Annotated in this window: 10 protein-coding genes and 2 pseudogenes; 7 read left to right on the top strand and 5 right to left on the bottom strand. The window is 58.3% G+C overall.

The window, feature by feature from the left end; translation table 11 throughout:
• Window positions 1-655 precede the first annotated feature (655 nt).
• The 5 genes and pseudogenes from ABH945_RS29670 to ABH945_RS29650 all read left to right on the top strand — a co-directional run bounded on the left by ABH945_RS29670 (window position 656) and on the right by ABH945_RS29650 (window position 4117).
• Window positions 656-1369, top strand: a complete 714-nt coding sequence (locus tag ABH945_RS29670; RefSeq protein WP_429253001.1) for a TraB/GumN family protein — start codon at window positions 656-658, stop codon at window positions 1367-1369.
• A 380-nt stretch (window positions 1370-1749) separates the two neighbouring features.
• Entirely contained in the window at window positions 1750-2091 is a 342-nt protein-coding gene (locus ABH945_RS29665) for an immunity protein Imm33 domain-containing protein (protein WP_429253000.1), read from the top strand.
• Between the two features lie 136 nt (window positions 2092-2227).
• Window positions 2228-2794 carry a hypothetical protein gene (locus ABH945_RS29660; protein ID WP_429252999.1) on the top strand — a complete coding sequence of 189 codons (567 nt, stop codon included), beginning with the start codon at window positions 2228-2230 and terminating at the stop codon, window positions 2792-2794.
• Between the two features lie 177 nt (window positions 2795-2971).
• Window positions 2972-3415: pseudogene (locus tag ABH945_RS29655) on the top strand (lipid II flippase family protein); the annotation flags it as partial.
• A 468-nt stretch (window positions 3416-3883) separates the two neighbouring features.
• Window positions 3884-4117 (top strand): response regulator, encoded by a 234-nt coding sequence (locus tag ABH945_RS29650; RefSeq protein WP_429252998.1) that lies wholly within the window; start codon window positions 3884-3886, stop codon window positions 4115-4117.
• Window positions 4118-4137: 20 nt separating this feature from the next.
• Here the strand turns inward: ABH945_RS29650 and ABH945_RS29645 are convergent, their stop codons facing one another.
• A complete protein-coding gene (locus tag ABH945_RS29645; protein WP_429252997.1) occupies window positions 4138-6477 on the bottom strand; it encodes a filamentous hemagglutinin N-terminal domain-containing protein in 2340 nt (779 codons plus the stop codon).
• A 306-nt stretch (window positions 6478-6783) separates the two neighbouring features.
• On the bottom strand, window positions 6784-8496 hold the full coding sequence (locus ABH945_RS29640; RefSeq protein WP_429253169.1) for a ShlB/FhaC/HecB family hemolysin secretion/activation protein: 1713 nt from the start codon (window positions 8494-8496) through the stop codon (window positions 6784-6786).
• Window positions 8497-9499: 1003 nt separating this feature from the next.
• Here ABH945_RS29640 and ABH945_RS29635 point away from each other — a divergent pair.
• Window positions 9500-9955 (top strand): hypothetical protein, encoded by a 456-nt coding sequence (locus ABH945_RS29635; protein ID WP_429253181.1) that lies wholly within the window; start codon window positions 9500-9502, stop codon window positions 9953-9955.
• Window positions 9956-10350: 395 nt separating this feature from the next.
• On the opposite strand, the gene ABH945_RS29630 is transcribed toward ABH945_RS29635, so the two are convergent.
• The 3 genes and pseudogenes from ABH945_RS29630 to ABH945_RS29620 all read right to left on the bottom strand — a co-directional run.
• On the bottom strand, window positions 10351-11586 hold the full coding sequence (locus tag ABH945_RS29630) for a GGDEF domain-containing protein (protein ID WP_429252996.1): 1236 nt from the start codon (window positions 11584-11586) through the stop codon (window positions 10351-10353).
• 591 nt (window positions 11587-12177) lie between these two features.
• The gene (dld, locus tag ABH945_RS29625) at window positions 12178-13881 is read right to left on the bottom strand and encodes a D-lactate dehydrogenase (protein ID WP_429252995.1); all 1704 of its coding nucleotides are present in this window, start codon (window positions 13879-13881) and stop codon (window positions 12178-12180) included.
• A 570-nt stretch (window positions 13882-14451) separates the two neighbouring features.
• Window positions 14452-14577, bottom strand: a pseudogene (locus ABH945_RS29620) (IS3 family transposase); the annotation flags it as partial.
• 54 nt (window positions 14578-14631) lie between these two features.
• Here ABH945_RS29620 and ABH945_RS29615 point away from each other — a divergent pair.
• Entirely contained in the window at window positions 14632-14970 is a 339-nt protein-coding gene (locus ABH945_RS29615; RefSeq protein WP_429252994.1) for a hypothetical protein, read from the top strand.
• Window positions 14971-15112 lie beyond the last annotated feature (142 nt).

The following is a 15112-nucleotide window of genomic DNA, read 5'->3' as shown; positions in this document are numbered from 1 at the left end:
TGGGTGACAGGTTAAGGTGGAATGAGGCCGGCCGCAATTGAGAGCCAGTTCTCGTGCATAACAGCGGCCGTAAGAGCGACATCCGGCAACCGGCGGGGATCGAGCTCGGCAACAGGCGAAGACGGCCAGGAACGGTCAGTCGAACCTGAGCTTGGAATCGTGACAGTTCGAAATAAGCAAGTCGGTCGAAAGCCTCTCTCGGCTTGCGCCTTACAGTTGAAAGCGAGGCGCAGCCCACCAATGAACAAATGGTGGATACGTCGTCAGCGTGAATTCAGACGTCTTGACGGCAGAAGACCGGCAATATTCCCAGCAGCGAAACTACATCGAAGGTCGCATTGCGGTGCTGATGTGGGGCCTTAGACTGAACGACACCGCAGTTGAGTTCGATTAAGAGGGCGTGCAGCAGCTAAACGGCCTGCTGGATATTGCACTGGGAGGGTGACGGGATGTGGCAAAGCACCTTGCGGTTTGTCGGGTCGTGGGTCGTCGCAGTGTTGGCCGTATGCGCGATGGCTACGAATCCTGCTTGCGCCGAAGAGGGAATGCTATGGGAGGCCACCGCTCCGGGACGGCCGGTCTTGCTGTTGATGCCAACCTTGCACGTCCTTCCGGACCCGGCGCAGGATATTGACGCTGTATTGAGTAAGTCATTATGCGGGTGAATTCCGTCGTGATTGAGTCGCCAATCGCGGGCGCGACTCAGGCTGAGAAGGATGCGGTTGCGCAGATGGAGACGTATCCACCGACCGACAGTCTCGAAAATTACTTCGGTGCGGCAGATTTGGATGCGTTGCATGCCTGCACGGATAAGGCGCACATACCCTATCCGGTCTTTACGCGTCTTAAGCCATGGGCCCTGGCGGTTCTGGTAATACGACGCGTGAAGGCACCGCCTGCCTACGTGGGATTCGAGATTCGGTTAGGACAGGGCGCCCAGAATGCGCAAAGGAACTTCGGCACACAGCTTTCAATTGAAGAGGATATGCGATGGCGAGAAGCCTTGCCATTACGCCTCCAGATTACCGAACTGCTTGAGGCCTGCAAACGGTTTGACCGCGTCCTGGACAATCGGCTCATTCAGGATTTGGCCAAAGACTGGAGGCAAGGTGACGTCAAGTCCCTCACCGTGGATGTTGAAAGGTCCATGGAACCGGGCGACGCGCCGGAGCTTAAACAGGTCAGCGATTTCACATACGCACACGGCACATCGCTCCTTATGGATGCCTTGTTGAGCGAGCGTATCCAGTCCATGAAAGGACCGATTCTTGTGGCTGTTGGCGCTGGGCATCTGGTCGGACCGTCATCGATGTTGCCCCGTCTGGAAAAGGCTGGGTACACAGTCCGCCGGGTGACACTCGATCGCTAGCAGCAAACACGAACCAAGTGCGGCGGCGGGGCATGGCCTGCGACTGACTTGACGCAGACAGTGCCCGAGACCCTGGGCGCCGTCGGGATCACACACTGGTGCCCCATTGACGGGTGTCCTTCCCCCGCCTTGACGACAGTATGTCGACCTTGCAATGCTGGCCAAATAACTGACCGCTCCCGACTAACGATCGATGCTCGCGACTGTCGACTAACGGGAAAACTGGAAGTTTCTTGAGGGTCGTGCGCAGTCGACCACGTTGGCGGCCGCCGCTGGCCCGTCATCCAAATCGTATGAGGCAGCGATCGGCCAACTTGGGACATCCAACAAACCTCGCAGGATCGGCGACAATCACGACGAGCTAAGCATATTGCGCGACCATGTCCAATGATCAAAGAAACGTTTGCCACCGATTCGGTGCAGAATACATGCCGCCCGAGGCGAGCCAGAAGCTAGGGATCGCGCTTGGATCCCTTGAGAACGTGCCGCTTCACGCGGTTCGGCTAACCCCGGAAAACGGTACGTCTGGTTGGTATATTTACGGTGGCGAGCACTCACCGGACGCTGACTTCTATCAGCCGCTTCATGTCGCCCACCTGATCGAGCGCTGTCCGAACATTGTCCCTTACTTGGCACTGCCGCCGGGATGGCGTGTATTGCTTGCGCCGGACTACGAGGATGTCTGGTTCGATGGTGAGTTGCTGGTCTCTGAAAGCTCGTAACGGCCGAAGCGGTCTTCGGCAGGCGCGCTCAAATCATTAACCATCCGTTAACCATCTCAAGCGATTCAAAAATGTACCTGCCGTGCCGATAATGTCGTTAAGGACACTTGGCGGACCTCGTCAAATCGATTGAACTATGAAGCGAATTCTTTTCTTCCCGTTTTCGTTACTCTTTATCCCCATCGCGCACGCTGGGCTAGACGTCACTGCATATAGCGAATTGACGGAAGTCAAATCACCAGTCGTGTCATCGGAGGGTAGGCCGCAAGGAGAAAATCAAGTCATTCTGTCTCCGGTGGATTTCCCTGAGCGTTTTCGCGGACTTGAGGCTGAAAAGGTCTACCAGTTCGAATCCTCTTTCGACTTCAGAGCGGGCTCGTATAGCGGCTACAACATCTGGCGCAATGAACTGGCAAAGCTGGCCGGATACGAGCCGACGCTTTCCAGGCGGGACAACGCGGTCGAAGTGAGATACGACGAGACCGTATGGAAACTGGAAGGCGGCCCGTTTTGGGAGTTGATCGACTTCTCGGATGCAGAAGGCGTTATTGGTCCAGACGTGTGCCGAAAGGTCTACCGTGATTTCGTCCGGTACCGTAGTCAGGCTGAACAAGTGCCGGATGCCAATTTTTTAGAGTCCTATGGTAATTGGATGAAGGCCTTCAAGAAGTGTGCGCAGAACGGCGCGATCGTGTTTCACTAGCAGTTGCACCACCACTGTCTTTTGGTATGAGCAGCGAATCGATTCAATGCAAAATGCACGAGACAGAGTACGGCAAGGATCGGTCGGACGTTCGACATCGGCCGTCAGTTTGATGACAATCGGAACGAGGACGGGCTCCGGTAGACTCCAACACTTGCCCAACCTCGTCGCGATAGCATGGACACCCAGCTTCTCATCATCTGCGGACTTACATTCGTAATTCACGTCATCGCGACGCTGGCCTATGCGGTACGGATCGCGGGCGTTCGCACGCGGCGTATCGCCGTGTCATTCTCTTTGTTCGGGATCATCGCCCTTGTCTCCCGAACGGCGAACTCGTTTCAAGGGCCGTTCATCGCCAAACGTGTCGAGCTTGATATAGCTCAGCATCTGGAAGGCGGGTTGCTCAGTGACTTTCGTCTCTTCCTGGTTACAGCCACTGCGGCAAGCATAGTCGGCGCGCTGCTGATACCAACGTTCCAGCGCTATTTCAGTCGCGCCGTCGAGCACTTTCAAGCCAATCGTTCATTGCCGCGTCTTTTGCTCCACATTTTCAGTCGCAGCGGCATCAACTATATGCGTGACGGTGCACGTATTCCGTCACGCCAAAACATCTCCAAAACGGTAGCGCAAGCATCAAAGTCCGCGAGGAGTTCAGCGAGGCGGAATTCAGATGATTCGAGCATCCACATCGCTCGTTCCTGAAAAAACGCTGTTCTAATAGTCCACTGCTACTTCCTCGAAATACTGAGTCATGAATTCGGAAAGATCGGATTACTTCGGCCCCCCGGCACCGCTTGAGCGATAAGACTGCATAGACAACGTTGTGACCGGTGACCTTCGAGACAACATCTGCAATCTGCTCGTGATCAAGCTCGACAGGGCACAAGTCACCAGCTTGGCGACCAAACGATCGAGAACTGACCAGGTGGGAATAACTGGCGCGATCGTATTCTACGGTCAGACGCGCGGATCCCTGGACGTGGCACTTCTGCGACGCTGAGGTTGCCGATATTGAGAGCGTCAGCAGATGACGCTCTCAATATCGCCGGGACCCGTCTGGTAACGACCGCGGTGCGACTGTTACTCATGGATGACAACCGTGATGCCGTTCAGGCACCGGCTGTGTTGCTTGAGCTCGAAGGTCACGAGGTCACTACAGCAGACAACGGGCGAGACGCGCTACCTTTGATGAAGGAGCGGCGTCCGGAGGTTGCGATTATCGATGTCGGTATGCGCGAAAAGCCCGCGCGAATCCGCGCCCGATCGAGAAGAGGCAAACGCCGTGCCGCCTCCGTCGATAGACGGGGAGGAGGCACATAAAAAATGCACGGCCGATGCACTCACCGCGTGAGCTGCCACCTCAGAACCGGATGCGTGGCGCCCGCAGGCATGGCCCACACGCCCGCAGAACTGAAGTCGTACCCCTGGAACGAAGCCGGCGTGCTCATCTGTGCGCTGGTGAGCCCGTTCGCGGCGGGAATCGTCGTGCCGTACACCACACCGACCGTTGCACCAGTCGTATCCTGATTCCAATAGACATCATTGGCGATGGTTCCGGTATTGGCTCTGGCCACACCTATCGGCTCATAGAACGGCTGCGTCACGAGACCGGTGGCGAACGACTGGCTGATGGTCCCGTTGTTGATCGCAACCAGCGCGGCGCCACCGCACGGCGTGCCGGCCGCACCACGACAATAGCCGGACAGCGTTGTGGGTCCGGTCGCATAAGATTGGCTGATCGAGCCGAAGTTGATGCCGACCAACCCGCCCGCGCCTTCGTTGATATAGCCCGACGACACCAGCGCGCCGGTGGCGAACGATTGCGAGATGCTCCCTTCGTTCGCGCCCGCGAGGCCACCAAGCGTGCCACCCGTCGTGGCCGCGACGCTGCTCGACGAGCGCAAGATCTTGCCGGTATTGTCGCCCGCCAGGCCGCCTGCCACGCCTTCGTCCACGATGCTGAAGTTGCCGCCGCTCAACGTGCCCGACACGTTGACACGAACGACCGTTCCAGCGTTCTCGCCGGCCAGCATGCCCATGTCAGCGTATAAACCGCCGAACAGCGGATTGAGATCGTTGTTGGCTCCGGTGCCGTTCAGGTTCAGATTCCGCACGACCCCCTTGCCGCCGATGCTGCCGAACATGCCGATCAGTTGCGGATCGTATGGTGTGGATGGCGTCCACGCCTCCAGCGTCAGCGCATTGATGGTGTGGCCCTCGCCGTCGAACTGACCGGTAAATGGCGTCACGGCGTTGCCGAGCGGCACGTAAGAACCGTTGCTGCTCGCACTCGCGTCGATGTCGGCACCGAGCGCATAGTTGCCGCCGAGATCCAGCGCAACGTTCTTCAGGTCGGTCAACGAATTGACCAGCTTGTAGGCGGTGATCTGGGTGACGAACCCGCTGTACGCGCCGGGCACCCATGCTGCGTTGGCCAGTTGAGAACCCGCGCTGTACGTGCCGTTCATGTCGTAGAAAGCGCTCACGTTACCCGTGCTCGCCGACCAGTCGATAGTGCCGTTGTTCACCACGCTGCTGCCGTTGTCGATGGCCGTCGCGTCCGCGCGCATATTCAGATTGCCGGTGCCCTGATTCGCGAGCGTCGTCCCGCTGGCGACCGAAACATCGTGATACGCAGCGAGCGTGAGCGATGCCGGCCCGTTCCACCGCAGGCTGGCTGCCACATCGAGGTCGCCTGTCGCACCGTTGGCGCCGCTGGCCGTTGCGGCGACGGACGTGCCCGCATTCAGGCTGCGTTGCAACGCGCCAGCTGCGGAAGGGTCGATCGTGAAAGCAGGCGTCGACAGGTTCCATTGGGCTGCCGTGACGACCGCACGATCGCCGAATGCGAGGCGCGCAGCTTGCGTATCGACGGTGCCCCCGCTGCCGTCCGCGTTGCTTGCCACGATCTTGCCGCGTTGGTCGACGAGACCGCCGTCCGCGACCAGCCAGACGTGGCCGTCGCGAGTGGCCGTACCGCTTGCGCGCAGGCGGGAGCCGCCCCCCGCGAGCGCATAGATGTTGCCGTCCGCGGCTTCGAGATTGATCTGGGCAGCGCGCACCGTGCCTGTATCGGCGATGCTGCCCTTACTGCCTGTCTGCACGAACACCTGCCGGCTGCTCGACGAATCCTGCAGCAATACCTGCTGGCCGACCGCGAATTCAGCGGTGCCGTTCGGCGCGCTTACCGTGCCGGTGTTGACGACTGCGCGCCGTGCAACAAGGAACACATCGCCGCCGCTCGAACTGATTTTGCCAAGGTTGATGACGGCCGCATTCGATTGACCGGACAGTGCGAGCGTATCGCCGCTCATGAACGCGCAGTTGCAGACGTCGAGCGTGGACGCGACAAAACGTCCGCCTGTGCTGATCACACCGGACGGTCCCACGACGATGCCCTGCGGGTTGATCAGATACACGCTGCCGGTTGCGCTGAGCCGGCCGAGAATGGCCGAAGGTGACATACCCGTGACACGGTTGAGCGTTGCGCCCGAGCCGTTGTCGAACGTGACGGTGTTGTTGCTGCCGATCGAGAAATTGCGCCAGTCGATTACGCCGCGACTCGAACCGGGCTGCGTCACGATAACGTTATTGCCGCTGGCCGCGATCGAGCCCTGACCGCTGACATAATGACCGCCTTGCGGCAGAACGCCGCTGGCAAAAGCAATGGATGCCGGCATCAGCCCGGCAAGTGACAAGCCGATAAACATCAGGCCCGGTGAGTTGCGGCGACGGTTGGCGGGAGTATGGGGAAGGGATTGGAAGGACAACTGACAAGACATACATGCCTCCTTGTCTTGACTGCGCCATCCTTGCCGGATGGCAAGCCACCGATTGCAGAAGATCCCGCTGGATCGATGGGTAGAGAGCATTTCAGCTTACCAGACGTGCAGGCCGGGCGAAGCCTTATAACCCCGTCTTTTTGCGCCAGGTTTTGTCGATTGCGGGGGGATGTGGCGCGTTTCGCTGTGTGCGCCGCAGTCCGGCTAGCTGCCGATCGACACGTACAGCAACACCATGGGCGCTTTCGATCCACCCGGTGTCGGCGCTCTCAACGGCACGCCATAGGTGCAGCGAAATTCGACGAAACGCGACCACTGGAAGCGTACGCCCGCGCCGACACTGACCAGCGAACCGTTGCTGATCTCAGTGGGTTGAGCGATACGATTCCAAACATGTCCCGCGTCGACGAACACGAAGGGCTGCGCCAATGCATTGCTCGTGCCGAACGGCCACGCCGGTGTGCGCAACTCGGTCTGCAGATTCCAGCCGCGGTCGCCCAGCACCACATAGGGTGTGTAGCCGCGCACACTGGACTCGCCGCCCAGGCCCATTTCTTCGCTCGGCAATAACGTGTCGGGCGTCCATTGAAACGCGCCGTGTGTGTTCAGCGTGAAGCCGCCGCCGAGCGCGAAGGCCCGCTGCGCCGCCAGTTGCAGATAGACATAGCGGGCGGCGGCTCCCGCTCGTGACGCAGCGAAGGCCTCGTCGTCGTTGGCGTCGCCGAGGCCGCCCGGGCTGGCGACGAGCGTGGCCGACACACTCTCCGGTCCTGCATCGACAGGCTTGCTGATTGTGTAGATCCACAGAAACTGGTGGATATGGGTGTTCGAACCGAACACCTGCGAGCCGCCGAATTCCAGATCGTTGTTGCTGCGCTTGTAGTCGTAGCCGACCTGGATCATTTGCTGGGTGTCGGTTGTACCCGGAAGACGCCAGTCATAGCGGACACTGAGTTGCGCGGAAATGCCCGTCTGTCCGTAACTGTCGGGCAGACGCGGCGTGCTTTGCGCGTATACCCCGAACAGTTCGATGCTGTCGCCCCATGGCAGCGGCGCGATGTAGTTGAGCGCGTGCGCGGTGAAGCGCGCATGGTCCGGACGGCCTTCGATTGCGGGATTGCCGCTGAAAAAATCGTTGCTGGCAGTGAATTGGTAAACGATGTGCTGATCGAGTCCGAACAGATTGCCGTAGTCGATTCCTGCGAAGAAGCGATCACGGCCGAGATCGGGCACGCCTGCGTTGTCATAGCCCGCATTCACGCGTAGCGGCAAACGGTCCTGCGTTTGCAGAATCACGTCGGTCGAATCGGCGACATCGCCGGGAGCGAAAACGACGTCGATGTGCCGATAAGGGTTGGCGTTGAGCACCGCCAATCCTGCCGATATCGCCGATTGCGGAATGGGCGCGCCGGACCGAAGCGGCATTTCGCCCGTGAGCAGCCGGTCCGAGAAATAACGGTTGCCGCTGGCGCGGACTTTGCCCAGGCGGAATTCGACGACGGCGATATGCACGACACCCGAGCTGACATCCTGCTCGGGCACGTACACATCGACGAGCGGTTTGCCCGCCTTGCGATAACGCTCGACCACCGCGCGCCGGATGTCGGCGAGCCGGCCGAAGGTGAGCGGCTTGTCCAGGTCCGGCTCGAACGTTTGCAGAAACGTTGCATCGAGCAGGGGTAAGCCTTCGGCGGCGATACGGGGAGACGCGGGCGACGACGTCGGCCTTGGCGTCGCGGGATTCTCGGCGTCGAACATCAGTCCGGCTAGCGAGGCGACGGCAATCTGCGTGGAACGATCCTGCGCTGCTGCGGGCGGATTGAGCGAGGAGGGCGGTGATGTTCGCGGCGTCGACGGCGGGGCGACGTCTCGCCACGCCTGCGCCCACGCAGAGTGAACGCACACGGTCCAGCACATGCAGGATGCGGCAATGGCAAGTCCGGCGTGGCCTTGCAGCGTTCGCGATGCCAGGGGGGAGCGGTTCGCCACGATCCGCTGCGCTCAATTTTCGGGCGACGGCCACGACCGGAAGACATGACGGTCGTAACGGCGTGTTGCGAAGAGTCGGATGGGTGACGCTAGCGGCATACATCCTCCGTCACGGAGATTGCAGACGTTGCAATGCTAAAGAAGGCTTCGGTGTGAGAATAGCAGGTGACTCGGAAAATCAATGACCATTTAGAGGCGGGACGCACCGGCTCCCCTGACTTACGGGAGACCATTTGTTTAGCGTTTCCTGAGGACTCCCACTACGTCACCGATGAGTCTTCGGGTCAAATTCAGGATGATCGGGCGAAAACTGTGCGCGCGTGCTGCACGTGACTAGATATCCGTCGTGTACGAGACGGACTGACACAGGCAGGGTAGTCCAACTCGTGGTGATATCTCGATGACGTTAGGAGACACTTATGCCGTTCGATATCTTCACGCCTGCTCACGGTAATAGGCCGCTTCAGGCCAACCGCGCCGATGCTCTCCACTATCTCCTGGTGCTTTCGTCTGTTACGAGCCCTCGGATTCAAAATTCTGATACGTTCCAAAGGGATGCTTACTGCCTGGGATTGTTCAGTGTGCATTGAATGCCTCCAGTGGACTATGTTCGGCGAGCGCCAGCAGGATCTTTAGGTTCAGATGCCGAAACATGTTCAGTCTTGAGCGGCTTTCTTCAGTAAGGATGGTCAGCTTATGTGGACCGAGACTACCTTTGGGGAAAACAAGGAAATCGAGGACCTCCTTTGCCGTCCGATCAGCCCGCGCGACCACCAGTAGATCGATTGGATATAAGGTGGGCCATGAAATTTGCCGGCAAAGTGGTCCGTGAATTGTGGCGGCCGCTGCACGTGCAATAACGCGTATCCGCAATGTATGTCGGCGCCTCGTGGTGATATGCCGTGACCTGAAACTCTTCACGCAAGCAGTTGTGGCCATCGACGGCAGCAAGTTCAAAGCGGTCAACAGCCGCGATAACAACTTCACACCTAACAAGGTCGCAAAGCGTCAGGAACAAATCGAGCAGAACATTCAGCGTTATCTGGAAGCACTGGAGAGTGCCGACCGAACACAACCGGCCGAGGTAGAAGCAAAAACCGAACGGCTATCCAAAGCGTTATCTCATCGACCTGCTGGCGTGAGGCAGCAGAGAATGCAAGATGATTCAATCCGACGCGTCTACGATCGTGTCCGTCCGCCGACAGCGACTCGCTGGCTTGAACAAAAACAATATATGTGTCATCGAGTTTGTAACTCCGGCCGCTGTCCCAAGCTTGGTATTCGACATATGCAAATCGCTCGAGAAGTGGCTTCCATAATTTTAGCGAGACTTTTTGTGAAGAGACGTTTAGCTCAATGTGGTGCAGCCTACCGGGTAAGGGCATGAGTGGTGACTCCGATGACTCAATGAGCGCCTACGCTGCCGTAATTTTTTTTTCGCAAGTGGGAAAAAGGAAAAACTTCCTGCGCAAGCTTCATATGCTGTCCACACGCAGCTGACGACATCGCGAACGTCCGCTATCTGCGGTCTTGACCGTCCCATATGGGTCGATAGGGTGAGTTCGCTGATTGACAAAACGGCAATCGGCCGCCATGCCAGACTTCCGATTGCAGTCAGCCACATTGCTGAAGTAGCAATCAGTCCGTCCCGATGTCAGCTAAGGCCGGCTGATTGAGCCGGTGGCCAGTATTGTGTCCAATATGGCCAATCCGCCGAAAGGTGCCTTCAAGGGTCCGTCATTCGCAACGTTGTCGGAACCGGCGATTGCCAGGCGATCGTCGCTAGGAAGACTGAATGCTCCAGGATTCCAGTCCCGGCAACGCGATCTCCACCCGGTTTCGTCCGGCATGTTTCGCGGCATACAGCGCCGTGTCGGCGGCTCCGATCAGCGCTTGCGGCGTGGTGAGGCCGGTTCGCCCGGCAATGCCAACGCTGATCGTCACGCTGGCGTGCTGGCCCTGTGCAGGAAAACGCAGTCCGTGGACTGCTTCGCGTAGCCGTTCGGCGGTTCGTGTCGCATCGTCCATCGACACACCAGACAGCAACACGGCAAACTCCTCGCCGCCAAAGCGGGCGAGCAGGTCCTCGCTCTGCAACGCGGACGACAGACACCGCGCGACGTGACACAAACACGCATCGCCCGCGAGATGACCAAAGCGGTCGTTGAAAACCTTGAACTTGTCGATATCGATCAGCAGCAACACGCCGCCTGAATCGGCCTTTGTCGTCATTTCGGATAGCGCCTCGTCGAGCCGGCGCCGGTTCGCGACGCCGGTGAGAGGATCAGTGTACGACAGGCCGGTGAGCGCGGCGTTCTGCGATGCAAGACTGTCGTTGCGCATGCGTTCCATCAATCGATGCAAATAAATTCGACGTAAAGCGCGCTCGAAAGCATGAGCGCCTACGAGCGCCGGAAGTAGCAGTGTCGTCATGAAGCCCATCAGGAATGACGCGTCGCTGCGATTGATTTCCGGATGAGCGAGCAGGGAAAGCGCGTACACGCTGAGGTTGGCGACGAAAAAAATCGCTGCCTGGTGAAAGCGCAAACGGACGAAAATCAGCACGAAACTAGCCGGCGGGATGGCCAGCAGAAAATCGCGCAACGTGACGGGTGACGGCTTGGCTGCGACGACGACAATCGCAGCGAGGGTGCAGATCAGGCAGCAGGCGAGGAGAGCAAGTTCGCGCTGCGCTGCCGCGACCGAATCGCGCAGAAACAGTTGGATGATCGCGAGGCAGGCGACGCTTGCCCCCACCAACTGGATAGCTACACCCTTCCAGTCCGGGCTCTGAATGATGGTCAGATTCAGCAACACGCCGAGGACGAAGTAGCCGGAGATGCCCCAAAGGGCGATAAAGCGCAGTTCCTGAAGCCGCTCGTGAGCGATGTCGAGCCAATAGCGGCTTTCGAGAGCTATTGGAAATGTCAGTCGGAAACCGGTACGGTTGATTTCCGATTCGGCCAGTCTATCCAGACGGGTTGCCTGTTCGTCGTGCACGGCACCTGAGTGCTTCATTCTATTTTCCATCTCGTACGTCGGCGGCTGGATCTGTGCAGCGGATGCGTTGTGCGCGTCATTATCGCGAAGTGCGGGCGGTAACCGTTTGCCTTGGCTTCGCTCAACGATAAGCTCTACATGCTTGACGGGTTATCGGCAGCTTCGTGGGATTCTGTAGCTTTAGCATTGTGCCGACCGTGAGTTGCGACCGTGATCGCTCAATGACGAACGCGGTGTCGTAGGGTCGCCGCTGCCGCTTCCAGGACGATCCGGTTCCGGGTGTTGGCCAGGCAGATGGCATCGATCCTGGTGCTACCGCCGTCCGATGCATGTCCGCCGAACGCTCGTCAGGCGGCCAGATATAGCCGCCCGGACCAGGTTCAGGTCACAGCCCGACGCGAACAAAGTCAGGCGACTCGCAGAAGGGGCACGGCTTCGCGTTGCGAGCGGGGCAGTCGAGCCGGATGTAGCGAGGTTTCGCCTCTGAACTGTCGTCGAGCAAACTGGCGTAAGAGCGAAGCGAAATCTGTCGACGAGCGCCGGAATGGCTTTCCGACAGTATTCGCTATGTTATGTATTGCGTGATGAAACGGAACCACTAAAATCCTGTTATTCACGGTAGTTCGCCCACGCGTATCTACGTGAGGTCTTGCCGACTCCTGGATTGAACGAGTTCGTGGGATCCATCCTGCGGAAAAATTCTTCCTGCTCGCAAGACGCCGCGTAGATCTGTCCGACGTTGTGCTCGGCGGGATATTTCGCACCCAGGCGGTCCAGTCGTTCGAGAATCTCTTTCTTAAGCGCCTCGCAATCTTCGCCCTTTTTCACCAGATACTCCTGGTGCAGAACGTGGCAGAAGAAGTGGCCGCAGTACATGGTGTACTCAATTTTCGAGGCGATGGTCGGCGGTAGCCGCTCGAACCAATCTTGTGTATTGCGGGGTAGGGCGATATCGAGCGCGAGAATATCTTCGACGGTACGCGAGTGCACGGCCCGGTATCGGGTGACGCCGCCGCCAATAGCGAAACGATTGAGGAAGGCTGCGCCGCCCTCTTTATCGTTGCATTCGATATAGCTTCCGTGTTGGCTTGGAAAGCGGGTCTTCAGATAATTGCGGGCTTCCTCGATTCCGTCGCCACCCATTTTTAACAGAAGATGGTGCTCATACTTGTCGCGGAATTCGTTCAGCCGCCGCGGCATGTGGTCCGGGAAAAACCGCATTGCGAATTGAAGCAGGTGATCACTGAGGGTTCCTTTAAGGCCGAATTTCTCACATATGCCGTCAAACCGGCTCTTCACGCCGAATGCCAGTGGGATCTTGTCCGTTCCGTACTTTTGAATAAACAGGAAGAGGTCCTTGCCGTACTTTTTACTCAGATCGTAGGCGGAACGATGCATGTATTCGCCCGCAATCGGCAGTGATTTGAAGCCGGTGAGAATGTCTCTGCGCAGTGACTCCAGTTCAGCCGGGTCATTGCTGCCTATGTAGAAGACCTGAGCTTCCTTATCGGCCGCGAACGTATCCAGTCGCACTGCGAAGACGGCAAGTTTTCCGGCGGACCCCGATGCTTCGTAAAGACGGCGGGGGTCGCCGTTATAGCGGGCTGGAGAACTGGACTCTACATCGCGCACATGCTGGCTGTACTCGTGGTCGGAGGCATGGCGGTCGGCGTCGAACCGGATGTGCTCTGCAGGAATTTCTCCTGCATCGAGACGTCCGAGGATTTCTTCCGGTGTGGACCCGAGATCGATTCCCAGGTGATTGACCAGTCGAAGTTGCGCGTTCTCGTCGATTTGCGCATACAGCGCCAACTGCGTGTAGGCCGGGCCGCGCTGGATCAGCGAGCCGCCTGAGTTATTGCAAATGCCGCCCGTGACCGATGCGCCGATGCAACTGGAGCCGATCACCGAATGAGGTTCGCGGCCCAGTGGGCGCAGTGCTTTCTCGAGCTGATTCAGCGTGACGCCTGGTTGGGAGATGATTTGCTTACCGTCTGCGATTAGCTTCAGCCGGCTCAGGCGCATGGCATTGATAATGACTACCGGCCGGCCGCCATAGCCCTCCGGCACAGGTGTGGAACCACCTGTGAGCCCGGTATTGGCCGCCTGGCAAATGATCACAAATTTCTCGGCGTGGCAAGCTTGAAGAACTCGCCACATCTCCAGAAGCGTGCCTGGAAGAATGACGGCAAGTGCGTCGCCGCCGCCATACCGGAAGCCGGTCCGATACCTTCTCGTTTTAGTCGGGCTCGTCAGCACATTCGCTTTGCCGACAACACGACCGATAGACGCAATGAAATCCTTGGAAGACATACGCGATTACGGTATTAGCGGGAGTCAGGGTGTCGACGGCCGCGAGGTGAAATAGGCCCGGGTTACGATGGAGACGGCTGTGTTGTCCAGGGAGCGATGTGCTTTTGTTTGGCTACCGTCAGAGCAGCGGAAACTATCATACAGGCACAAGGACGCGAAGCGGGAACATGCATCGCCGAAAAATATCAGATAGATAGCACTGAACGTCCGATACGACGATGTCGAGAAGGGCCGGGACCATGCGGACGACCAGTGGCGACTGGATATCCATGATGGAGGACATTCAGAAGTTCCCGAGCGATTCAGTCGATCGAGATGGAGCGAACACCGGCCACCCTGCGGTGGCCGAACTCGTAGAGAAGCGGGGCAGGCGGGGAAAGAATGCGCTTACTGACTTTCCGTACACTTGATCCGATTCGTCGACGCCACAGTCGAGGACAGATCGCTAGCCGCATAAGGTCCGCGGGTGTAGACCTTCCCTCGAAATCTCTCTCGCTGCCGGGAGCCATCGCCTTTTGATGTTCACGCAGAACTGACCCACTGGGGATGCGGCCATTTTATTGGACTGATTTATGTCGTTAGCCCGAGACTTTCACGGTACTCGATGGAGCTGAGATAACCAAGGGAGCCCTTGATCCGCTTCTCGTTGTACCAGCGAACGTAGGCATTCGGTACCTCAACGAATTCCACAGTCGTTTCACTCTGTCTTTTGCGCAAACCCCCGGCTTCCCTGCGTTTTACGGGCGCAACATGGATGCGTTTATCGATTGCTTAATTTATCTCGATGTTCCAGCCGCCGAGATGACGACCGTGCGCGTGAGTCAGAACGAGACGTTGGAAATACAGGGTGGAGCCGGGCGAAAAGTGGTGGCCGTATATAAGACATTGGACGGCTGGATAGCCGACCCTGATTGCGCTTACTGGTATGGTCGCGAAGGTGACACTCGATATATTTGGGCTTCGGCGGAGCCTGGCGGTCTCCTTTTCTGTGGCCGGGTTGAGTCGAGTTTATGGAGTGGTTGGCTCACTGTGCTCTGTGCTCGGCTGAGTCTTGTGCTTGGTCGCGAGGTGCACGACGCTGAGATGTGAAAACTTACCCTCGACGTCCGCATTGGAGAAAGCTCATCGGCCCTTCAGGGTCCAGCCTGTGTGGAAACGGGTTTTTCACCGCTAAGCGAGCGATTGCCAATCAGGTCAATCTAGTTCGACGCAGACGCATTGCACCGATCAA

The organism is Paraburkholderia sp. GAS333, assembly GCF_050435665.1.
GTDB classification, from domain to species: Bacteria; Pseudomonadota; Gammaproteobacteria; order Burkholderiales; family Burkholderiaceae; genus Paraburkholderia; species Paraburkholderia fungorum_A.
This window is presented reverse-complemented; position numbering and strand designations above follow the sequence as displayed.